At 33.0% G+C, this 22766-nt stretch carries 18 protein-coding genes; 2 read left to right on the forward strand and 16 right to left on the reverse strand.

All coding sequences use genetic code 11. From position 1 onward, the window contains the following. Positions 1 to 6: 6 nt before the first annotated feature. The 16 genes from ACP7BT_RS02955 to ylqF form a co-directional block, all read right to left on the reverse strand. Entirely contained in the window at positions 7 to 771 is a 765-nt protein-coding gene (locus ACP7BT_RS02955) for an isoprenyl transferase (RefSeq protein WP_011303261.1), read from the reverse strand. A 229-nt stretch (positions 772 to 1000) separates the two neighbouring features. Continuing rightward, a complete protein-coding gene (frr, locus tag ACP7BT_RS02960) occupies positions 1001 to 1555 on the reverse strand; it encodes a ribosome recycling factor (protein ID WP_002483464.1) in 555 nt (184 codons plus the stop codon). Between the two features lie 16 nt (positions 1556 to 1571). Next, entirely contained in the window at positions 1572 to 2294 is a 723-nt protein-coding gene (pyrH, locus tag ACP7BT_RS02965) for a UMP kinase (RefSeq protein ID WP_002483465.1), read from the reverse strand. A gap of 134 nt (positions 2295 to 2428) precedes the next feature. Then, complete coding sequence (gene tsf / locus ACP7BT_RS02970) at positions 2429 to 3307, reverse strand: translation elongation factor Ts (protein ID WP_037538543.1); 879 nt, start codon at positions 3305 to 3307, stop codon at positions 2429 to 2431. A 93-nt stretch (positions 3308 to 3400) separates the two neighbouring features. After that, complete coding sequence (rpsB, locus tag ACP7BT_RS02975; RefSeq protein WP_002483467.1) at positions 3401 to 4189, reverse strand: 30S ribosomal protein S2; 789 nt, start codon at positions 4187 to 4189, stop codon at positions 3401 to 3403. 237 nt (positions 4190 to 4426) lie between these two features. Further along, positions 4427 to 5200, reverse strand: coding sequence for a GTP-sensing pleiotropic transcriptional regulator CodY (codY, locus tag ACP7BT_RS02980; protein ID WP_002483468.1), 774 nt, complete (start codon positions 5198 to 5200; stop codon positions 4427 to 4429). A gap of 23 nt (positions 5201 to 5223) precedes the next feature. Next, positions 5224 to 6636 carry an ATP-dependent protease ATPase subunit HslU gene (gene hslU / locus ACP7BT_RS02985; RefSeq protein WP_002483469.1) on the reverse strand — a complete coding sequence of 471 codons (1413 nt, stop codon included), beginning with the start codon at positions 6634 to 6636 and terminating at the stop codon, positions 5224 to 5226. 112 nt (positions 6637 to 6748) lie between these two features. After that, positions 6749 to 7291: an ATP-dependent protease subunit HslV gene (hslV, locus tag ACP7BT_RS02990; protein ID WP_041080451.1), complete on the reverse strand. Its 543-nt coding sequence runs from the start codon at positions 7289 to 7291 to the stop codon at positions 6749 to 6751. Between the two features lie 3 nt (positions 7292 to 7294). Then, positions 7295 to 8185: a tyrosine recombinase XerC gene (gene xerC, locus ACP7BT_RS02995; protein WP_037538546.1), complete on the reverse strand. Its 891-nt coding sequence runs from the start codon at positions 8183 to 8185 to the stop codon at positions 7295 to 7297. A gap of 118 nt (positions 8186 to 8303) precedes the next feature. Beyond that, positions 8304 to 9611 carry an FADH(2)-oxidizing methylenetetrahydrofolate--tRNA-(uracil(54)-C(5))-methyltransferase TrmFO gene (gene trmFO / locus ACP7BT_RS03000; protein ID WP_041080450.1) on the reverse strand — a complete coding sequence of 436 codons (1308 nt, stop codon included), beginning with the start codon at positions 9609 to 9611 and terminating at the stop codon, positions 8304 to 8306. A 154-nt stretch (positions 9612 to 9765) separates the two neighbouring features. Continuing rightward, a complete protein-coding gene (gene topA, locus ACP7BT_RS03005) occupies positions 9766 to 11832 on the reverse strand; it encodes a type I DNA topoisomerase (protein WP_326005313.1) in 2067 nt (688 codons plus the stop codon). Between the two features lie 205 nt (positions 11833 to 12037). Further along, complete coding sequence (gene dprA, locus ACP7BT_RS03010; protein WP_041080447.1) at positions 12038 to 12913, reverse strand: DNA-processing protein DprA; 876 nt, start codon at positions 12911 to 12913, stop codon at positions 12038 to 12040. Between the two features lie 307 nt (positions 12914 to 13220). After that, positions 13221 to 14126 (reverse strand): succinate--CoA ligase subunit alpha, encoded by a 906-nt coding sequence (sucD, locus tag ACP7BT_RS03015; protein ID WP_002483475.1) that lies wholly within the window; start codon positions 14124 to 14126, stop codon positions 13221 to 13223. A 21-nt stretch (positions 14127 to 14147) separates the two neighbouring features. Further along, the gene (sucC, locus tag ACP7BT_RS03020) at positions 14148 to 15314 is read right to left on the reverse strand and encodes an ADP-forming succinate--CoA ligase subunit beta (RefSeq protein WP_002483476.1); all 1167 of its coding nucleotides are present in this window, start codon (positions 15312 to 15314) and stop codon (positions 14148 to 14150) included. Positions 15315 to 15421: 107 nt separating this feature from the next. Beyond that, positions 15422 to 16192, reverse strand: coding sequence for a ribonuclease HII (locus tag ACP7BT_RS03025; protein ID WP_041080446.1), 771 nt, complete (start codon positions 16190 to 16192; stop codon positions 15422 to 15424). Positions 16193 to 16198: 6 nt separating this feature from the next. Beyond that, on the reverse strand, positions 16199 to 17059 hold the full coding sequence (gene ylqF, locus ACP7BT_RS03030; protein WP_037538552.1) for a ribosome biogenesis GTPase YlqF: 861 nt from the start codon (positions 17057 to 17059) through the stop codon (positions 16199 to 16201). Positions 17060 to 17426: 367 nt separating this feature from the next. Here ylqF and ACP7BT_RS03035 point away from each other — a divergent pair, with 367 nt between their 5' ends. Both ACP7BT_RS03035 and ACP7BT_RS03040 read left to right on the forward strand, forming a co-directional pair. Beyond that, positions 17427 to 20006 (forward strand): YfhO family protein, encoded by a 2580-nt coding sequence (locus ACP7BT_RS03035; protein ID WP_041080445.1) that lies wholly within the window; start codon positions 17427 to 17429, stop codon positions 20004 to 20006. 42 nt (positions 20007 to 20048) lie between these two features. Beyond that, complete coding sequence (locus ACP7BT_RS03040) at positions 20049 to 22670, forward strand: YfhO family protein (RefSeq protein WP_041080444.1); 2622 nt, start codon at positions 20049 to 20051, stop codon at positions 22668 to 22670. Positions 22671 to 22766: the final 96 nt, after the last annotated feature.

A 22766-nucleotide genomic window follows, 5' to 3' on the forward strand; every position in this document is an offset into this window, starting at 1 on the left:
AACTATTTATAATCCACCAAATCGGCGCTGCCGTGATTGATAAATTTTAATACAATTTATTAATTCTTCTTTATCGAAATCTGGCCATAGCTTTTCATTGAAAATAAATTCACTGTAAGATACTTGCCAAATAAGGAAATTGCTTATTCTTTGTTCACCTGATGTTCTTATCAAAAGATCTGGGTCAGGATATGCATGTGTCATCAAATGATCATCAATCATCTGTTCTGTAATGTCATCACTAGTTAATCCTTTAGCAGTTAGTTCATCATAGATTGTTTTCACACTGTTTAATATTTCAGCACGACCACCATAATTAATCGCGAAGATTAATTTTAAACCTGTATTATCTTTAGTATCTTCTTTGGCTTTAGCGATTGCTTTGAGTGTAGATGATGGCAAATATTCCATAAAACCAATTGTCTCGACTTTTACATTATTTTCTATCAACTCTGGTAGAAATGTTTTTAAAAAGTTAACTGGCAAGTTCATGATATAATTGACTTCATTTTCAGGTCTAGTCCAATTTTCTGTAGAAAATGCATACAATGTTAAATATTTAATTCCAATATCACTAGCAACTTTTGTGATTTTTTTAACTGTTTGCATACCTTGATAGTGACCTTTAATTCTAGGCAATTTTCTTTGTTTTGCCCAGCGACCATTACCGTCCATGATTATAGCAACATGTTCAGGTATGTTATGTAAGTCCAAGCCAAACTCTGATTGGATTGGCTGATTTTTATTTTTTTTAATTAACTTTTTAAACATGGTATTTCCTCCGAGCGTGATCATCTATGTTTATTATAATAGGTTCTAGATGCAATTATCTACCATTTTATCATACTAGATTGTTGCATTGAATAAACAAATAAAAAAACTGTACCAAAGTCTGATTTGATACAGTTCAGATAAGAATATGATTAGCCTCTTAATCAGCAACAATATAAGTTCAATTATATCGCCTTAATGATTGAAGCCATTATCATCATTACCATGTTTATACTGACATAATATCTTGTTCTTTTTCTTCTAACAATTTTTCAACTTCTTTAATTGAATCGTCAGTTAATTTTTGTACATCATCTGTTTGTGTTCTTAAATCATCTTCAGTGATGTCAGAATTTTTTTGTTGTTTTTTAAGCTCATCGTTTGAGTCACGACGCACATTTCTTACTGCAACTTTAGCGTCTTCGCCAATTTTTTTAACATCTTTAACAAGCTCTTTACGACGTTCTTCAGTTAATGCTGGTACACTGATACGGATAACTTCTCCATCACTTGAAGGATTAACACCTAAGTTAGCTGCATTGATTGCTTTTTCAATATTGCCAACTGATGATTTATCATATGGAGAAATGACTAATAAACGTGCTTCTGGCACACTAATACTAGCAAGTTGTTGAACTGGTGTTGGCGCACCGTAATAATCAACATTTACACCATTTAATAAGTTTGAATTCGCTCTACCAGCACTGATATTAGCTAATTCTCTTGAAAGATTGTCTATTGATTTTTGCATTTTTGATTTCGTTTCATTAATAATGTCACTCATAGTCATACACCTCTAATTATTTTGTAATCAATGTTCCTATTTTTTCACCCATGACAGCGCGTTTAATATTACCTTCTTCAGTTATTGAAAATACATTTAATGGAATATTATTATCCATGCAGAATGATGAAGCTGTTGAATCCATAACTTGTAAACCTTCTTGTAACATTTGGATATGCGTTAGGTGCTCATATTTGATTGCATTTGGATCTACTTTCGGATCAGCAGAATAAACACCGTCGACATTATTTTTGCCCATTAAGATAACATCAGCTTCAACTTCAGCTGCACGCAATGCTGCAGTTGTGTCAGTAGAGAAGTAAGGGTTACCTATACCGGCTGCAAAGATGACCACACGATTTTTTTCTAAATGTCTGATTGCACGACGACGAATATAAGGTTCTGCAACTTGTTTCATTTCTATTGAAGTTAAAACACGTGTGTCACATTCTAATTGTTCGAGGCTATCTTGTAAAGCTAATGCATTCATTACTGTAGCTAACATACCCATGTAGTCTGCTGTACCACGATCCATGCCTAAATCGCTACCAGTTTTACCTCTCCAAATATTACCGCCACCAACGATAACTGCAATTTCACAGTCCAATTTAGCTACTTCAGCTACTTGTTCTGCAATACTTTTGATTATAATTGGGTTAATTCCAAATCCATCGTCACCTGCGAGTGCTTCGCCACTTAATTTTAATACAACACGTTCGTATTTAGAAGTTTGAGCCATTGTCTTATCCTCTCTATTGTAAAAATATGTAAATTATACAAGTAAAGAAGACACAATAGGTCTTCCAATACAAAAGTGAATCTTTCATACGGAGCACAAAAGGTGTCTTCTTCCTTGTTTTAACTTATGAAAAATTATTTCATTTGTCCTTTAACTTCGTCAGCAAAGTTTTCTTCACGTTTTTCCATGCCTTCGCCTACTTCATAACGTACGAAGTCAACTAGTTTACCACCTTTAGATTTTAAGAAAGCTTCAACTGTTTGATCAGGATCTTTTACAAAGTTTTGGTCAACTGCACAAATTTCTTGTAGATATTTACGTAAACGACCTTCAACCATTTTTTCAACGATATTTTCTGGTTTACCTTCATTTAGAGCTTGTTGTTTTAAAACATCTCTTTCATGAGCGATTTCATCTTCGCTTACTTGTTCAGATGAAACATATTTAGGGTTGATTGCAGCAATGTGCATTGCAACATCTTTAGCTGCTTCAGCATCAGTAGAACCTTCAACTACAGTTAATACACCAATACGTCCACCCATGTGTAAATAAGCACCGAATGAATCGTTGTCTGTTTTAGTTCTAACTGCAAAACGACGGATACTTAATTTTTCACCGATAGTTGAGATAGCTTCTTTAACACGTTGGTCAACTGATTTACCATCTGGTAAGTTAGTTTCTAAAAGTGCTTCAACTGTTTCTGCTTTAGTATCTAATACTTGGATAGCAATTTCTTTCACTAATTGTTGGAAACCTTCATTACGAGCAACGAAGTCAGTTTCAGAATTGATTTCAACAATTGCTGCTTCGTTTCCTCTTTCTTCAACGTGTACTAAACCTTCTGCCGCAATACGGTCAGATTTTTTAGCAGCTTTAGCGATACCTTTTTCACGTAGGAAGTCTACCGCTTTATCGATGTCACCATCAGTTTCTGTTAACGCTTTTTTACAGTCCATCATACCAGCGCCAGTTTTTTCACGTAATTCTTTTACAAGTTTAGCTGAAATTGCCATTTCAAATTCCTCCATTATTTAATGAATTTTATTTTATTTATTTTAAAAAAAGGTGATAAGCTTCAATATCTTATCACCCATTTTACATTATTCTTAGTTTGATTCAACAGAAGTGTTTTCTTCAGTTGTTTCTGCTTCAGTAGCTTCTTTTGATTCATCTAAATCAATATTTTGTTCAGCTGCTACTTCTTCATTTGATACACCTTGTTGACCTTCTAAGATTGCATCTGCCATTTTACCAGTTAATAATTTAACGGCACGGATAGCATCATCGTTTGCAGGGATAACGTAATCAATTTCATCTGGATCACAGTTAGTATCTACAATACCAACGATTGGGATGTGTAATTTACGTGCTTCAGCAATTGCGTTGCGCTCTTTACGAGGGTCAACAACGAACAATGCTTGAGGCATAGATTTCATATCACGAATTCCGCCTAAGAATTTAATTAAACGGTCATATTCTTTTTTAAGTTCTACAACTTCTTTTTTAGGTAATACTTCGAATAAGCCATCTTCTTCCATTTTTTCAATTTCAGAGATACGTTTAATACGTTTAGAAATTGTTTTATAGTTAGTTAAGATTCCACCTAACCATCTTTGGTTTACATAGAATTGACCAGCACGTTCTGCTTCAGCTTTAACTGAATCTTGTGCTTGTTTTTTCGTACCAACGAATAAAACTTTTCCGCCATCTTCTGATACTTGTTTAATGAAGTTATAAGCTTCTTCTACTTTTTTCACTGTTTTTTGTAAATCGATAATGTAAATACCGTTTCTCTCAGTGAAAATGTATCTTTTCATTTTTGGGTTCCAACGGCGTGTTTGGTGACCGAAGTGAACACCTGCTTCTAGCAATTGTTTCATTGAAATTACTGCCATAATAAATTCCTCCTATTGGTTTATTACCTCCACAAAAAGCTCATATAAACACGACAATTAAATATCGCACCCTTTATACTTTAACTTTCTGTGTGTGTATTGGCTTCATAGCCGTCAATAAATATATCATATTTACCTATGCAAATCAATAGTTTTTGTCCATTAATTTACACATTATAAAGAACGACTAAGCCCATCTATTAGTCGTTCTCAATTAAGTCGTTACGCAATAAAATTTTATTTGATTCTTTCTAGTTCATCTAAGAACTTGTCTTTTTTAACTTTAATAAATGTACCCTTCATACCTAATGAACGAGATTCGATTACACCCGCACTTTCTAGTTTACGCAAGGCATTTACAATAACTGAACGTGTAATGCCGACTCTATCTGCAACTTTTGAAGCGATTAGTAAGCCTTCTTTACCACCTAGTTCTTCAAATATATGTTCAATCGCTTCACTTTCAGAATATGATAATGAGTTGATCGCCATACTAATAGCTGCTTTATCTCTTGCCTCTTGTTCTACTTCATTATGTTTTTCACGTAATATTTCCATACCGATAACTGTAGCTGCGTATTCACCTAATACCAAGTCGTTTTCAGAAAAATCTTCTGTCACACGTCCTAGAACTAATGTACCAAGTCTTTCGCCACCACCTAAAATTGGGAAAATTGTTGTTCTGCTATCACCGAATAAATCATTATTTTCAGGTGGGAAAACAGTTAGTACATTATCAATACCAATATTGGATTGTGTTTCTTTCACATCCATCAATTGATCTGTATATTCTACAGGGATATGTCTATTTTCTAACATTTCGATGATACGTTCATTTTTTAATAATTCATTTAAATTCGAACCTAAAATTTTACCTTTTCTTGAAACTATAAAAACATTTGTTATTGTCACACTACTTATCGTTTGTGCTACATCTTTAAAATCTACCGCAATACCTTTATGCTTTTGCAAAAGTGTATTTAATTCTCTCGTTTTTGATAATAAGCTCATATTCCTACTCCTTTATATTTATATTATAAAATAAATGCACTTAAATCTTTGTTTGTTGAAATTGATTTCAACTTATCATCAACATATTGTGGTGTAATATCTACAACCGCATCGGGCATACTTGGTGCTTCGAATGATAAATCTTCTAGCATTTTTTCAAGTATAGTATGCAATCGACGTGCACCAATGTTATCAGTATCTTGGTTTACTTGGAATGCAATTTCTGCTAATCGTTTAATTGCTTCATCTGTAAATTTAACCGTTACTTGTTCTGTTTGTAGTAACGCTTCATACTGTTTGATAAGTGATAATTTAGGTTCCGTCAAGATTCGAACAAAATCTTCAACTGAAAGACTTTCTAGTTCAACGCGAATTGGAAAACGGCCTTGCAACTCTGGAATTAAATCACTTGGTTTAGACACGTGGAATGCTCCAGCACCAATAAATAGCATATGTTCAGTGTTAACAGTACCATACTTTGTTTGAACCATGCTACCTTCAAGAATTGGTAATATATCTCTTTGAACACCTTGGCGAGATACATCTTGCCCTGAATTTTGATTATTTGTCGCAACCTTATCTATTTCATCAATAAATATAATGCCCATTTGTTCAGCTAATTCAATAGCTTCTTGGTTAGCTGTTTCTTGATCAATCAATTCATCAGCAAATTCATCAGTTAATATCTTACGTGCAGTTTTAACTGGAACTTCTCTTTCAACTTTTTTCTTAGGCATTAATTGGTTCATCATGTCTTGCATTTGTTGGTTTTGGTTCGTACCTAACATGCCCATAGCAGCTGGATCTTGTTCAACTTTTAAGCGTACCTTCTCATCTTCTAATTGACCATTTAATAATTGTTGCTTAATTTCTGCACGTTTCGTTTTCACTTCATCAGTAGGTGTTTCTTCTTCGTCATCATTATTTTGACCAAAATTAGGGATTGAACCACCAAATAAAGATTCCAATGGGTTATTACTGTTCGTATTGTTATTAGCTTTTTTCTTCATACTAGGTACTAACAATTTCACTAACTTTTCATTCGCTTTATCTTGGGCTTCATCTTGTACCAATGCCTTTTTTTGATCTTTTACAAGTCTAACAGCAACATCTACAAGGTCTCTAACCATGCTTTCTACATCACGTCCAACATAACCTACTTCTGTAAATTTAGTTGCTTCAACTTTAATAAATGGAGCGCCAACTACTCTAGCCATACGTCTTGCAATTTCCGTTTTACCTACACCCGTAGGTCCAATCATCAAAATATTTTTAGGTGCGACCTCTTGTTTTTCTTCTTCAGTTAATAGACTTCTTCTATATCTATTTCTTAATGCAATTGCAACCTTACGTTTAGCATCGTCTTGACCAACAATATATTCATTAAGTTTTGATACAATATCTCTAGGTGTTAATTTTATTCCATTTGTCTCCATATGATACGTTACCTCCATTAATTTTGTGCTTTAAAACAACTTATAATTTATACATGTTTACTATTGCCAATTAATTCTAAATTTAGACATTTTCATTAATTTATTTACTCAGCTATAAATTCTCAACTATAATTTGGTCATTTGTAAATACACAAATATCTGAAGCAACTTTCAAACTTTCATAAGCCATTTCGCTCGCAGACAAATGTGTTGCATTACGTTTTAGCGCTCTACCTGCACTTAACGCATAGTTACCACCTGATCCAATTGCAATCAAATTATCATCTGGTGCGATTACTTCTCCTGTACCGCTAACTACTAAGATTGATGTTTCATCCATTACAATCAACATAGCTTCTAGCTGACGTAATTGTTTATCGCCTCTCCACTCTTGTGCTAATTCCACTGCAGCTCTTTCTAAATTCCCACTAAATTGTTGTAATTTTGTTTCGAATTTTTCAAATAGAGTGAACGCATCTGCTACACTTCCAGCAAAACCAGCTAATACTTTATCATTATATAAACGTCTCACTTTTCTCGCTGTTTGTTTCATGATGACTTGTTCACCTAGAGTAACTTGACCATCTCCAGCCATTGCTGCATGTCCATTATGTTGTACTGCAAATATTGTTGTTGCATGTATAGATGTACTCATTATTTAATTCTCCTTTTTTGCACGAGGATGTGCATTTAAATATACTTTTCTTAATTGTTCATTTGTCACATGTGTATATCGACCAGTTGTTGACAGATTAACGTGACCGAGCAAAGATTGCACTGTTCTTAAATCTGCACCTTGGTTTAACATGTGTGTCGCAAATGTATGTCTAAGTTTATGAGGATGTATCTCTGTAACACCGGCCGTTCGTTTCACTACGTCGTTCAATACATAACGAACGCCACGTTCAGTGATAGGATCGCCTTTCATATTAACTAATAAATAATCGTGATCACTATTTAATTTAGGTTTGAATGACGCTAAATATCGTTCCATACTTTGTTTACAAAACTCGCCAAAGGGGATAAAACGTTCTTTGCCACCCTTACCTAATACCTTTACACCTGGCGACGTCATATCTATGTCTTGTTCTTTTATATGCACTAACTCTGAAACTCTAATACCAGTAGAATAAAGTAGTTCTAAGATTACCCTATCTCGCAAGCCTTTTTTTGCATCATTTTCAACCGTGTCAAATAATGCTTCCATTTCCTCTTCATAGAAAAAATGTGGTAAATAATGTTCTTTTTTCGGATGTACCAATTGTATGAACGGATTTACCACCGCTTCATCTTGTGTCATCCAATATTCATAAAAACTTCTCAGCGTAGAAATTTTACGTGAAACTGAGGTTCTTTTCAAGTTTTTTGAATATAAGTAACTGAGATAGTTCCTAGCATCTTTGTATTCAAACGCATTCAAATCTAAATGTTCTTGAGCTAAGAAAACATTAAATTGTTCTAAATCATCATGATAGGATTTTAAAGTGTGCTCTGAAAATTGTTTTTCTACTTTTAGCATATATAAATACGCTTGTTGGATTTTTTCCAATAAAAACCCCTCCATCAACATAAATTGTAGCATATTGATAGAGGGGTCTGCGAAAAATAACTATTAAATTGAGTAAAACTTTCAAAATTTTCGGAAAGAATTATAAAAATACAATATTTTATAGCGTTTGTTTATAATTATCTAAATATGTTAAAGCACGATCTGCTAATTTTTCATAACGTAATTTTTTATCTTTTAATTTCTTTTCCAATGTTGGTAGTAAACCAAAGTTAGCATTCATTGGTTGGAAGTTTTTTTCATTTTTGGCATGTGAAATATAATATGCCATGCTACCTATCATTGTTTCTCTAGGGAAAATGACTTCTCCCTTGTTAAGCATTTTATGTGCTACATTGATACCTGCAACGAGTCCACTAGCGGCACTCTCTACGTATCCTTCAACACCAGTCATTTGACCTGCGAAATAAAGTTCTTCTCTTCCTTTTAATTCATAAGTTTCAGTTAAAACATCAGGCGAATTGATGAATGTGTTACGGTGCATGACACCATATCTAACTATTTCAACATTTTCTAATCCTGGAATTAATCTGATGACATCTTTTTGAGCTCCCCATTTTAAATGTGTTTGGAAACCTACAATGTTGTATAGTGTTCCTGCAGCATCATCCTGGCGTAGTTGTACGACAGCGTATGGTCTTTCGCCTGTTTTAGGATCTTCGAGACCCACGGGTTTCATTGGACCGAACAATAATGTTTTTCTACCACGTTCAGCCATTACTTCAAATGGCATACAACCTTCAAAGTATTTTTCTTTTTCAAATTCATTTACAGGTGCAACTTCAGCTTCCATGAGCGCATCGTAAAATGTATTAAACTCATCTTCTGTCATAGGACAATTCAAATATGCGGCTTCACCTTTATCATAGCGGGATTTCAAATACACTTTATTCATATCAATACTGTCTTTTTCAATAATTGGTGCCGCAGCGTCATAGAAATACAACTGATCTTTTCCAGTTGCCTCCACAATTTCGTTTGCTAACTTGTCTGTCGTTAGAGGACCTGTTGCAATAATCGTATATCCTTCAGGTATGCTATTAATTTCTTCATTTAAAACTGTGATATTTGGATGATTTTTTAATGTTTCAGTCACATAGCCAGCAAAATCATGTCGATCGACTGCTAGAGCGCCACCGGCAGGCACACGCGCTTTATCCGCTGCACTGATAATTAAAGAATCTAACTGTCTCATTTCTTCTTTAAGTACACCGACAGCATTTGTTAAAGCATTGCCTCGTAGTGAATTCGAACATACGAGTTCTGCAAATTTATCGGTATGATGTGCAGGTGTCTGTTTCACCGGCCTCATTTCTATAAGATTTACTTTTACGCCTCGTTGCGCTAATTGATATGCTGCTTCTGAACCAGCCAAACCAGCACCTACTACATTTACAACTTGAGTCATTCGATTTCCTCCCATAATTAAAAAGCAACTTAGACATCGTATCATAAATATAAATACATGCATCTACATTATATATATGTGTCATAAGTTGCTGTTATTGTTTAAACTATTTCTTTCATAAATACGATTGCAAGCGTAAATTCGCTATACTATATTACTTTTGCTCTTCTTCTTTGTAATCACAATTTGAACATACTACTTGGCTCTTACGTCCTTGTTTTTTCTCAACTAAGTAATGCTCACATTTAGGACAATCTCTTCCTATCGGTTTATCCCAAGTTACAAAATCACACTCTGGATATTTAGAACAACCATAAAAAATACGATTCTTTTTAGATTTACGTTCTACAACGTCGCCTTCTTTACACTTAGGACAAGTCACACCAATTGTCTTAACAATAGCTTTTGTATTTCGACAATCTGGGAAATTTGAACAAGCCATGAATTTACCATAACGACCCATTTTAATAACCATAGGTGAACCACAGACTTCACAGTCTTCACCAGCAGGTTCATCTTTTATTTCTATTTTTTCCATTTCTTCTTCTGCGCGTTCTACATCCTGTTTGAAACTACTGTAAAAATCTGAAATCACTTTTTTCCAGCCAATCTCACCATCGGCAACTTTATCCAATAATGTTTCCATGTTTACTGTAAAGTCAACATCGATAATTTCTGGGAAGTAATCTTTAACTTGTTCATGAACAATTTCGCCCAATTCAGTTGGCACAAAACGTTTACTTTCATTTTTCACATAATTTCTTTTCTGGATTGTATCGATTGTTGGTGCATATGTGGAAGGACGTCCAATTTTCAATTCTTCCATTGTTTTCACTAAACGCGCTTCAGTATAGCGTGGTGGTGGTTGAGTAAAATGTTGTGATGGTTCAATGTTCATAGCTGTAACCATTTCACCTTCACCAATATTTGGTAATTTGTTATCTTTACCATCTTCACTGTCATCTTTGGTTTCAACATATAAAGTCATAAAACCTTTAAATTTGATTGTCTGTCCATTTGCTCGGAATTTGATGTCATTTTGCGTCAAATCCATTGCAACTGTATCTAAAATTGCAGGTGCCATTTGACTGGCAACAAAACGTTCCCAAATTAATTTATATAATCTATGTTGATCTCTAGTTAAGAAATTTTTCATTTCATTTGGTGTACGTAAAGTACTAGACGGTCTGATAGCTTCATGGGCATCTTGATCGCCTTGACCTTTTGATTTTCGATTAGATGTATAGTCATTACCATATGTTTCTTGAATGTAATTTTTCGCTTCTGATTTCGCTTGGTCTGAGATTCTTGTTGAATCTGTACGCATATAAGTGATTAAACCAACTGTACCTTGCTTTTTCAAATCTATACCTTCATATAGTTGTTGGGCTAACATCATTGTTTTACGTGCTTTGAAATTCAATTTACGAGCTGCTTCTTGTTGAAGTGTTGACGTTGTAAAAGGATTAGCTGGATAACGCGTTTTTTCCTTTTTAGTCACTTTAGTCACTTCAAACTGATCGCCATCTAACTGCGTAGTAATTTTTTCAACATCTGCTTTTTCAGTTAATTTAAATGGTTTATTTTTAAAATGAAGAAATTTAGCTGTGAATTTTGTTTTCTTATATCTAAATTCGCCTTCAATTTTCCAATATTCTTCTGGTTTGAAATTTCTAATTTCATTTTCACGATCTATAACTAGTCTTAATGCCACAGATTGTACACGACCAGCAGATAACCCTTTTTTAACTTTTTTCCATAATACAGGTGAGATATTATAACCGACTAAACGATCTAGAATACGTCGTGCTTGTTGCGCATCAACGAGTTCCATTTCGATGCCTCTTGGATGTTTAAAACTATCTTTTACTGCATCTTTTGTTATTTCATTAAACACTACTCTATTTTCTGTTGAATCTTCCAAGTTTAATATATTCGCTAAATGCCAAGCAATAGCTTCACCTTCACGGTCGGGGTCACTCGCTAAGAATACTTTTTTCGCTTTCTTAGCATGTTTTTTCAATTCTTTTACAACTGGACCTTTACCACGTATCGTAATATATTTGGGTTCATAATCATTTTCAGCATCTACACCCATTTGACTACGAGGCAAGTCTCTAACGTGCCCCATTGATGCGATTACTTTATATTTTTTACCTAAATATTTTTCAATGGTTTTAGCTTTTGCAGGCGATTCAACTATGACTAAATTTTCTGCCAAAGTAGTTACCCCCTTGCATTTTCTAATTACAAAGATAAATGATAAACGGTGTATTTTGTTTTTGTCAATGTTTTTAATTTTGACTTGATTAAATTTATACCGTTATTTCATCCCAAACTTTATCAATCAGCAGTATTTTTTCATATATTATTAAAAAACAAAGCATTAAATAAAATCTGTTTTAAAGTTGTGTGTTATTTACTTTTCATATAATAAAATCTTCTAATATATCATCCGCATTCAATACAATTTTCGCACCTTCTTGAGCACTACGCAAATTGCCTAATGTCATTTTATTAAATATTGTACCAGGTAAGACATACACATCTCTATTTTGTTCTAATGCAAATCGCGTCGTGATACTTGTGCCACTATTTTCTGCAGATTCTGTGATAAAGATACCTTTAGAAAGTCCACTAATCAATCTATTCCTTTCTGGGAAATGGTATCTTTTGGGCTTTTCGAGAGGGAGATATTCACTTATAACTATTCCATCTTTTTCAATTTGCTGTCTTATCTCTTTAGTTTCTTTCGGATAATGATGCATATGTCCAAATCCTAATACCGCAATTGTAGGTAACTTAAATAACAAAGCATGTTGATGCGCCATCATATCTGCACCTTTTGCAAGCCCTGATATTATCGTCAAATGATGTTTTTTAAATGAAGGAAAAAATGTTTGAAGTGATTGCCATGTATATTGTGTCGCTTGTCTAGATCCAATAATAGCTAGGGTACGAGGAGATTGCATTAAAGTGAGCTTACCGCGATAAAATAGGATTAGGGGTGGATCATAAATTTCTCGCAATAACTGTGGATATAAACGGTGATTAATTGTTATGAAATGAACTTTCCATGCTTTTAATTGTTTGAATAGTATTTCAAAATTAGTTGTCACATATAATCGGTATACATTTTCATTTTTTGCAGTTATTTTTACTGTTCCCAAAAATTGTTTGAGTATGTATTGTTTATCTACCTTACTATATTTCATAAAAGAGGGAGAAAATCTTAATAATCGATGTATTTGTTGTGTAGATAGTCCAGCAAATCGAAGCTTTAAAAGGTCTAAATCGTTCATTTATCATACTCCTTTATACCTCATATTATACGATAAAATATATATGCTGCGTATTACAAAATTTTGTCAAATGATCGTAATAAGTCATATGATTTTAAAGAGTAATTTTAAATTTCTAAATTGACAACATCTGATCTTTCAATTGGAGATATTAATTTTATTTATCTTTAATTTAGCGGTCGCATTTCTACTATATAAAGTACTTTATCAAATGCATTTTTTTAATTTTAATATCAGCTCATACAACCTAAAAAAGCACAAACTCCGACATACTATCGGAATTTGCGCTGACTTTTAATAAATAAAATTATTTTACAGTCAATAATTGTTCATAGATGCCAGCTTCTTTAGCTGCATCAATTAAAGTTGTACCAATTTCAGAAGGTGTGTCTGCTGTTTTAACACCACAACTGTTAAGTGTTTTAATTTTCTCTTCTGCAGTTCCTTTACCACCTGAGATAATCGCACCAGCATGGCCCATACGTTTACCAGGAGGAGCTGTTTGACCGCCTACGAAGCCTACAACAGGTTTCGTCATATTAGCTTTAATCCATTCAGCAGCTTCTTCTTCTGCAGTACCCCCGATTTCACCAATCATAACGACAGCCTTAGTTTCATCATCTTCATTAAATGCTTTTAATACATCTATAAAGTTTGTACCATTAACTGGGTCGCCACCAATACCAACCGCAGTCGTTTGACCGATACCTTCTTCAGTTAATTGATGTACCGCTTCATATGTTAATGTACCAGAGCGTGATACAACGCCTACATGACCTTTTTTATGGATGTATCCTGGCATAATACCAATTTTACATTCATCAGCAGTAATGACACCTGGACAGTTAGGTCCTACTACACGTGTTTTCTTACCTTCTGAATAACGTTTTACTTTAACCATATCAATTACAGGAATATGTTCTGTGATACAAATAGCTAAATCTAGTTCAGCTTCGATACATTCTAAAATTGCATCAGCAGCAAATGGTGCTGGTACATAAATAACTGATACTGTTGCACCTGTTTCTTTTTGTGCTTCTTCAACTGTATTGAATACTGGAACGCCTTCAACAACTTGTCCGCCTTTACCTGGAGTTACCCCAGCAACAATTTGTGTACCATATTCAAGCATTTGTTTTGTATGGAAAAGGGCAGTTGACCCTGTGATACCTTGTACAATTACTTTTGTATTTTTATCAATAAATACGCTCATCTTCGTGCTCCCATCCTTTCCTTATGCTTCTTTAACAAGTTTTACGATTTTTTGTGCGCCTTCAGCCATTGTAGCTGCTGGTTCAATTGCTAATCCAGATTCTTTAAGAATTTCTTTACCTCTTTCAACATTTGTACCTTCTAAACGTACGACAAGTGGTAAAGTAAGCTCGACTTCTTTAACTGCAGCAACAATACCTTCAGCGATAATGTCACATTTCATAATGCCACCAAAGATATTTACAAAGATACCTTTTACATTTTCATCACCTAAGATAATTTTAAATGCTTCAGTAACTTTTTCTTTAGTTGCGCCGCCCCCTACGTCAAGGAAGTTAGCCGGATTACCGCCAAAGTGATTGATTGTATCCATAGTTGCCATTGCTAAACCAGCGCCGTTAACCATACAACCAATATCACCATCTAAAGCGATATATGATAAATCGTATTTAGAAGCTTCGGTTTCTTTTGGATCTTCTTCTTCTAAATCACGTAATTCTTGAATATCTTTATGTTTAAATAATGCGTTATCATCAAAATTAACTTTAGCATCTAATGCTAAAACTTCACCCTCACCCGTAGTAACAAGTGGGTTGATTTCAACGATTGAGCAATCTTTTTCGATGAAAACATTATAAAGTGATACTAAAAATTTAGCTGCTTTATTTATAGATTCTTTAGGAATATTAATGTTAAAAGCAATTCTTCTAGCTTGATATGGTGCCAATCCTACAACAGGATCAATTGTTTCTTTGAATATTTTTTCAGGTGTTTTAGCAGCAACCTCTTCAATTTCAGTACCGCCTTCTTCTGAAGCCATCAAAGTAACTCTATCTGTCGCACGATCGATGACAAAACCAACATAATATTCTTTTTGAATATCGCAGCCCTCTTCTATGTAAAGGCGTTTAATTTCTTTACCTTCTGGACCAGTTTGATGTGTAACAAGTGTTTTACCTAACAATTCTTTAGCATAAGTTTCAACTTCAGAAAGAGATTTAGCGATTTTAACACCGCCTGCTTTCCCTCTGCCCCCTGCGTGAATCTGTGCTTTAACCACGTAAACTTTTGAATCTAATTCTTTTGCTTTTTCTACTGCTTCTTCAGCAGTATATGCTACGCGTCCTTCTGGGACAGCAACGCCCATAGAACGAAATATTGCTTTACCTTGATACTCGTGGATATTCATTCTCCATCCTCCTGTTTCTTAGGTTAAGTTCATATTCAATTATAAGAAATGAAAGCGCTATTGTAAACTCATTTATCCTACTTAATCCAATTATTTTATTTTAACTATTAATTTACCAAAGATTTAATTGGTTCAAATGTTTTTCGATGTTCATTTAAAATGCCATATTTTTTAATTCCATCTAAATGTTGTTGCGTACCATATCCAACATTGTTTTCAAAACCATAACCTGGATATTTTCTACCTAAATCTCGCATATATTGATCTCTGTGTTCTTTAGCTAAGACACTAGCAGCAGCTATCGAAACACTTCTAGCGTCACCTTTAATTAAAGATGTTTGCGGTATATCAATATCCAATGTCATAGCATCTACAAGTAGATGTGTTGGTTTAATTCTCAATCCTTCAATCGCTCTGTGCATTGCTAATTTCGTTGCCTCATAAATATTTATTTCATCTATTTCTTCCACCGAAGCATATCCATATGCATAAGCATACACATCATTCAGTAATTGACCTTCGATTGAATGCCTTTGTTTTGCTGAAAGTTTTTTAGAATCATTTAACCCTGTGAAATGATGATTTTTATTTAAAATAACTGCACATGTAACAACTGGACCTGCTAATGGACCACGCCCCACCTCATCTATACCACAAATAAGCGCGTCTGGATTTTCTGCTAAGATGCTATTTTCAAATTCTGTCATTTTCACATAATTATCTAATAACACTTGTTCTTTTTCTAATTGTTTACGTCTTTGTATCATTGCATTTTGCACACCTTTGCGTGCATCATTATTATATTCACTTCGCTCTAATTCACTTATTGACAGCATATGCTGTAACTTACTTTTAATGTCCTTTATCGTTTCGCTCATAATCCATTACACGTCCATTTCGGAAATAATATCAAATGTATACGTACCGATTTTAGCGTTTCTCACTTCGTGTATAATTAAATCTATGACCGCTTCGTAATCAATTTCATTACCTCGTCTTAACAATCCTCTTCTACGGCCTATCGCATCAAACCACTCTATATTTTCTGCTTCTTTTGAAACATCTGTTTTATAGTGCTGTATTAAACCGTCATAATCATGTGCTTTCATAAAGTCTAACGCATAGATTGCCACTTCATCTAAGTGAACAATACTATCTTTGATTGCACCCGTAACACTTAGTTTTTTTCCAACCAATTGATCCTCAAATTTTGGCCATAATATACCTGGTGTGTCTAATAATTGTAGCGATTGACCTACTTTAATCCACTGTTGTTGCTTTGTAACACCAGGCGTGTTACCCGTTTTTGCAATTGATTTATTAGCTAATTTATTAATCAATGTTGATTTACCTACATTGGGTATCCCTACTATCATTGCTCTAATCGCACGTGGTTTTAATCCTTTTTGTTTTTCTTTTTCAAATTTTTCTTTGGTTGCTTTGATAGCAGTTTGTTCAACTTGTTTTAGACCTTTACCATGCTTCGCATCAATTGCAACTGGATAAAAGCCTTTTTCTTTAAAATATGATTCCCATTTCTCTAATTCTTTTAAATTTGCCATATCTTTTTTATTTAAAATAACGACTCTAGGCTTTTGTTGTATAACCTCATCAATCATTGGATTTCTAGAACTATAAGGTATGCGCGCATCTACAAGTTCAAATACAACATCTACTTTTTTTAATTGCTCTGAAACTTCTCTTTTTGCTTTGGCCATATGACCTGGATACCACTGAATTACCATATATCTCACCCTTCTATTACTTATGACTTTTATCAATTTTGTTTATTATTTTATTCGTTCATACCGTTTAGTTTGCTTTAGCATCATAACACGTTGGTGCATGTGTTATAAACAAATTAATTAGATAATCACTGTTCATTCTTAATTTTACAACAAAAAAAACAGCAAGTGCATGATATTTTCATTTTTATTTACAATACCAATGATTCATTAAACAATAACTTGAATTTCTAACCTTTCTTTGTAAAAATTAAAAACCTAACATTCAAAATTAAAATTTTTCTAAATAATAATAGTTATTTTTATCTAAATACTAAAAATGTAGATACAATAGAATTATATTAAACAAATAAATAGGAGATTGCCTATGAAACAAAAATTATTATATCTTTGTTTATTCGTAACATTGGCAGTCGTTGGCCATAGTTACATCATATATAGATTTATTCATGATGGTGTTTTATTCACGGGTCCTAATGATGGTATGGAACAAATGGTGCCGATACAAATGTATCTATTTGATAACTGGCATCATGGTAATTTCTTTTATGCTTCAGATTTTGGACTCGGTGGTGATTTTTTTAGTGACTTAAGCTATTACTTCTCCACAAATATTATTTTTATCATAAATGTGATTGTAATTGTTTTATTAAAGACGTTTATAACACTGGATACTACTCATATTATGTTTTGGATGACCAATGCACTCATTGTTTCTATTTTTAAATCTGCGATTGCAATGCTTGCGACTTATCTATATGTCCTTTATATAGCTTTAAATAAAAAAATTGCCGTTCTAGCTGCGTTCATTTTTGTAATTTCACCAATCTATTTCAGGTTCACAGTATATTGGCCATTTTTCAGTGATGTTTTTATTTGGTTACCGTTGTTATTTTGGTCAATCGAACGTTTTTTAAAAAGTGGGAAGATTGGTTTCTTTATCATTATAGTAGCCATTACATTAATCAATAATTTTTATTTTGCATATTATCAATTATTAACTGGATTAATTTATTTAACTATCAGACTAGTGTTTAGACATCAAGCTGATATCATTCCTAGGTTCAAGTCTTTCATGTCTTTATTTATTGCATCAGTTATTGGATTAGGATGTAGTCTTCCATTCTTTTTCCCAGCAATTCAAAGTTTCTTTAATAATAGACGCACACCTTTTGACGGTAATGTAGATTTATTTGAGCCATTCAATCAAAATACCAATGTTTTTTATGATAATTATTTAATCGTAATATTATTTATCACTGGTCAGGCGTTATTATCATTCAAATTATACAAACATTATTATTTCAAATTATTTGCAATTTCTACGCTTATATTAATTTGTGCTAGTTTTGTTCCTTTTATCGATCAGATATTTAATGGCTTTTCAGCGCCACAAAAACGTTGGCATTATTTAATAGCATTTAATTCTGCAGTTTTAATTGGCTTATATGTAAAATATTTTCGGACAATTTCTATACCAAACTATATTTTTTCATCCGTTATCTCATTAAGTATTATTGGCTTAAGTGCATGGTATTATGATGATGTTGTAGCATGGGTTTGGTTCGCACCCATAGTGAGTTTAATTGGCTTTTTAATTCTATTAATCAATGAATCTCATATCAAACTTAAACTTACACATTTATTTGTTTTATCAATAATGATTTTAACAGTCTTAGTTTCTACTGTATTTATACGAAATCAAATTTATTTTGAAGACCATGTCAAACGTGCTAATGCTTATTTTGTGAATGCAAGCCTTTTTAACACACCATTACAACAGCAATTAGTTAAAGATATGAATACACATAAACTTGAAGATGAGCGCATAGATTGGCGTGTCAATGAACAAGACAATACGCCGATGTATCAACAATTTAAAGGACTCAGTATCTATTCTAGTATATTTGATCATAACATATTAGATTTTTACTATGATGAGCTAAAAATCAATATGCAAGAAGAATCAGTGAGTAGATATCAATCAACCAATGGGCGTCAAAATATGAGCAGTTTATTTTCTATTAAATATCTAATGGTCAAGCGCTATCAACATAATATTCCTGCATACTTCAAAAAGATTAAAAACGATGGTCAATATGAAATTTATGAAAACACTTTAAATTTACCATCTGTACGTGTTTCTAATAAAAAGTATAATTCAAATGATTTACATAACCCTATTGATAAAGAACATGCAATGATGGATGGCGTTATTTTAAATAATAAAGGTGCATCTTATACGGCAAAGGCACCAAATTTATTAAATCAAACTCGTATCACGTACAAAGATATAGATAACAAACGCAATCATCAAATACATGCTTCTAAAAACGATAGCCATGTACAAATTCATATACCTAAACATTTAAGACAACGTTATCATGACTTTTATTTAACGATTAAAGTCAAACGTGGTCTACCAGATAGTAATTTTTCAGTCCAAATAAATAACTATACAAATAACCGCTTGTACAACAATTCGACTTATCGAACAGGTGTGGATACACAACTTTATAGAACACAACCTGATAAAAATGGTAATATAAATGTTGGGCTAAGCCCAACAGGTAATTACTATCTAGATATTCAAAGTTTGCATGGTGAAAACTACAATCATTTAAAATCAGCATATGCAAAGCAAAATAACGATGGACATTATACAGATATTAAAAATGGCGTGAAGGTTAAGTTAGGTCCTCACGAAAAAGGAATCGCTACGATTAATATACCGTATCGTGAAGGCATGACTGCATATGTCGACAACAAAAAAATTAAACCATTAAATGTGAATTATATGATGACTGGCGTGCCAGTTTCAAAAGATAGCAAAGAAATCATAATCAAATATCGTCCAAAATATTGGTATACGGTTACTGCTATTTCAATTATTTTCATTATAGGATCGCTATCATGGTTTATGAGAAAGAGATATAAAAACAAATAAATTCATAATTTAAAAGGAGTTTGTCGGAGATGAGGTATAACCATGTTTCGTAAACTTTGGTCTCACAAAGTTTCAAGATTATTTTGTATTATAGCAATGGGCATTTTAGTTGCACTATTAACATTTACACCGTACATCTATCGATATATAACGCAAGGTAATGTATTTAGTGGATCAGGTGACGGTTTTAGACAAATGATGCCCTTTCAAATGTACCTTTATGAACACTTTAGCCAATTCAAACAATTTTATGATCACTCATTTGGGCTAGGTGGCGATTATGTTAAAGACTTATCATATTATTATTCGACCTCACCTTTAACATGGATTAACTTCATTTTTGTTTGGTTTTCAGAGATTTTATTTAATAGTCATCCTAACCAAATAAGTTATTGGGCAAGCAATCAAATTATTGTTGCTTTTGTCAAAGGTGTTGTCACGTTTGTCATTTCATTTTACTTTTTTAGATATTTAAAATTTAAAAATTATGCTACGTTGCTTGCTGCAATGCTTTATGCTTCATCAACGACTGTGATTTATTTTAATTTCACTTGGTCGTATTACGGTGATTTACTTATTTTCCTTCCTTTATCATTACTAGGTGTTGAACGATTTTATAAAGAAAAGAAAATTGGTTTATTCATATTCGCCATTGCACTAACCTTATTTTCAAATTTTTATTTTAGTTATTACGAAGCGATTGTCCTCCTAGCATACGTCGCTTATAGGTTTATCTTTCCACATCCAACTGATTTGGTTTCTCGGAAACAACAACTTATTTTGATTCCTATTGCAGTTATTTTAAGTACTTTAATAGGCATCTGGGGCTTTTATACGGGCGTTACTTCATTTTTCAATAACGATCGAGTTAGTAACCCGTATTTTAAAATTCCACTGTTCACTGATTTCGCACGTCAAAAGCATTTTTTCACAAATGGTTTTTATATTACAGTGTCTATAATAACTGTGGTCGCTTTATTATCTTTTAAACTATACAAACATTATTATTATAGATTATTTGCAATTGCTACGTGGATCATGTTGATTGGGTCACTTACACCACATTTCGATAGCATATTCAATGGATTTTCAACTCCAGAACGTAGATGGGTATACATATTTGCAATCATGTCTGCTGGCTTAATCGCCCTATTTATCCAGCACCTATCGGAATTAACTCTGAAACCCTATATCTTAACCTGCATTCCAGTATGTATCATCATGCTAGTCATGAATATTATCGTTACAGATCAAAAAATGTCATGGATGATTATTTGTTTCATACTTATGGTATTTATCGCTTTATTATTATTTAAGAAAAACTTATTACAAAATCATTGGTTTAAGGTATCCATAATAGTTTTATTTGTAATTCAACAAGCATTCATATTATCTAATGATTACTATAATAATGTGAAAAGATATGAATCTACAAAACAAGCCATACAGGACTCTGATTATCATAGCCCAGCTTTAGCCAAAAAAATAAATGCAATCAACCACCAGCAAGATGATCCATTACATCGTATCGATTATATGTCTCAATATGGATTAAATTCACCAATGATTTACCATTTTAATGGCATTGCTTTATATTCAAGTATTTTCGATGGCGATATTTTAAAATATTATGATAAAACACTACAAATCAATATGCATACAGATAAAAACAGCACGTATCGTTTATTATCTAATCGCGCCAACTTAATGGCTTTATGGCATGTAGAGGACCGTATTCGTCGGCCTGATGATTTAAATATGCCCTATGGATTTACACAGAAAGATATAGTTCATCATTCTAAAAAAGAATCATTTATACATTCAGTTAATCAAATCCATTATCCAAGTGCACACATTACTAATAAGGTTTATAATGCGAATGATTTAAAATCACCCTTAGATAAAGAACAAGCCATGCTACAAGGTGTCGTTTTTGACAATAATACAGAAGCCAATCAATCGTTCAAGCCGAATAAAAACTTATTATCCGATACTTCTGCAACACTAAAAGATGCACATAGATTAGATAATCATCAACTGATTATAGAAAAAGACAATGGTGGTATAAGTTACCAATTGCCTTCGTCTATTGCTAATAAATATAAAGATATGTACGTTGAAATGGATGTTGAATTACTTTCTCCAGATAAGGAACATGACGTTGGTATTAACGAATACAATCAACATCGTAATGAGTTATCTTATAAATATAGACGTTTTGTAACACCAGTCACAATGAGGGTTAAAGCAAACGAAAAACTTAATCTTAAATTGTCTAAAGGTAAGTATCGAGTGAATGTTAAAGGCATATATGGCGAAGATTATCATACCTTGCGCCATGCATCTAGTTCATTAGACGCTGTTAAAGTCACACAACAACGTAATGGCTATACGATTCATAAGCATAAAAATGATGCAGGCTACTTAGTCTTGCCAATGGCGTATAGAGATGGGATGCAAGCCTATGAAGGAGATAAAAAAGTCACTGTAAAGCAAGGTAATGGTATAATGACTGTCATTCCTGTTGATAAAGGACAAGAAATAATCAAACTCAAATATGCACCACCTTACCATAAAACATTAATTATTTTGACGGTGATAGGTATCATCTCAAATATTATTTTTACAAAGCGCATTTCAAAATCTTCAAAAAGAGAAATTTAAGGACATATTTTTTTAGTCCCTATTTGGTCATATTAAAAGCCCACGACTTTGCCATTTACTAATCGTCGTGGGCTATATATTTAAATAAAAAAAGCG

The organism is Staphylococcus sp. Y174-1 (genome assembly GCF_049897865.1).
In the GTDB taxonomy this organism is placed as follows: Bacteria; Bacillota; Bacilli; order Staphylococcales; family Staphylococcaceae; genus Staphylococcus; species Staphylococcus saprophyticus.

Excerpts from the sequence above, each read along its gene's own strand:
- dprA (WP_041080447.1), bottom strand. The coding sequence starts at position 12,913 with ATGAACGATTTAGACCTTTTAAAGCTTCGATTTGCTGGACTATCTACA.
- ylqF (WP_037538552.1), bottom strand. The coding sequence starts at position 17,059 with ATGGTAATTCAGTGGTATCCAGGTCATATGGCCAAAGCAAAAAGAGAA.
- codY (WP_002483468.1), bottom strand. The coding sequence starts at position 5,200 with ATGAGCTTATTATCAAAAACGAGAGAATTAAATACACTTTTGCAAAAG.
- ACP7BT_RS03025 (WP_041080446.1), bottom strand. The coding sequence starts at position 16,192 with ATGAGCGAAACGATAAAGGACATTAAAAGTAAGTTACAGCATATGCTG.
- tsf (WP_037538543.1), bottom strand. The coding sequence starts at position 3,307 with ATGGCAATTTCAGCTAAACTTGTAAAAGAATTACGTGAAAAAACTGGC.
- sucC (WP_002483476.1), bottom strand. The coding sequence starts at position 15,314 with ATGAATATCCACGAGTATCAAGGTAAAGCAATATTTCGTTCTATGGGC.
- hslU (WP_002483469.1), bottom strand. The coding sequence starts at position 6,636 with ATGGAGACAAATGGAATAAAATTAACACCTAGAGATATTGTATCAAAA.
- ACP7BT_RS02955 (WP_011303261.1), bottom strand. The coding sequence starts at position 771 with ATGTTTAAAAAGTTAATTAAAAAAAATAAAAATCAGCCAATCCAATCA.
- sucD (WP_002483475.1), bottom strand. The coding sequence starts at position 14,126 with ATGAGCGTATTTATTGATAAAAATACAAAAGTAATTGTACAAGGTATC.
- rpsB (WP_002483467.1), bottom strand. The coding sequence starts at position 4,189 with ATGGCAGTAATTTCAATGAAACAATTGCTAGAAGCAGGTGTTCACTTC.
- ACP7BT_RS03035 (WP_041080445.1), top strand. The coding sequence starts at position 17,427 with ATGAAACAAAAATTATTATATCTTTGTTTATTCGTAACATTGGCAGTC.
- frr (WP_002483464.1), bottom strand. The coding sequence starts at position 1,555 with ATGAGTGACATTATTAATGAAACGAAATCAAAAATGCAAAAATCAATA.
- trmFO (WP_041080450.1), bottom strand. The coding sequence starts at position 9,611 with ATGACTCAAGTTGTAAATGTAGTAGGTGCTGGTTTGGCTGGTTCAGAA.
- ACP7BT_RS03040 (WP_041080444.1), top strand. The coding sequence starts at position 20,049 with ATGTTTCGTAAACTTTGGTCTCACAAAGTTTCAAGATTATTTTGTATT.
- pyrH (WP_002483465.1), bottom strand. The coding sequence starts at position 2,294 with ATGGCTCAAACTTCTAAATACGAACGTGTTGTATTAAAATTAAGTGGC.
- hslV (WP_041080451.1), bottom strand. The coding sequence starts at position 7,291 with ATGAGTACATCTATACATGCAACAACAATATTTGCAGTACAACATAAT.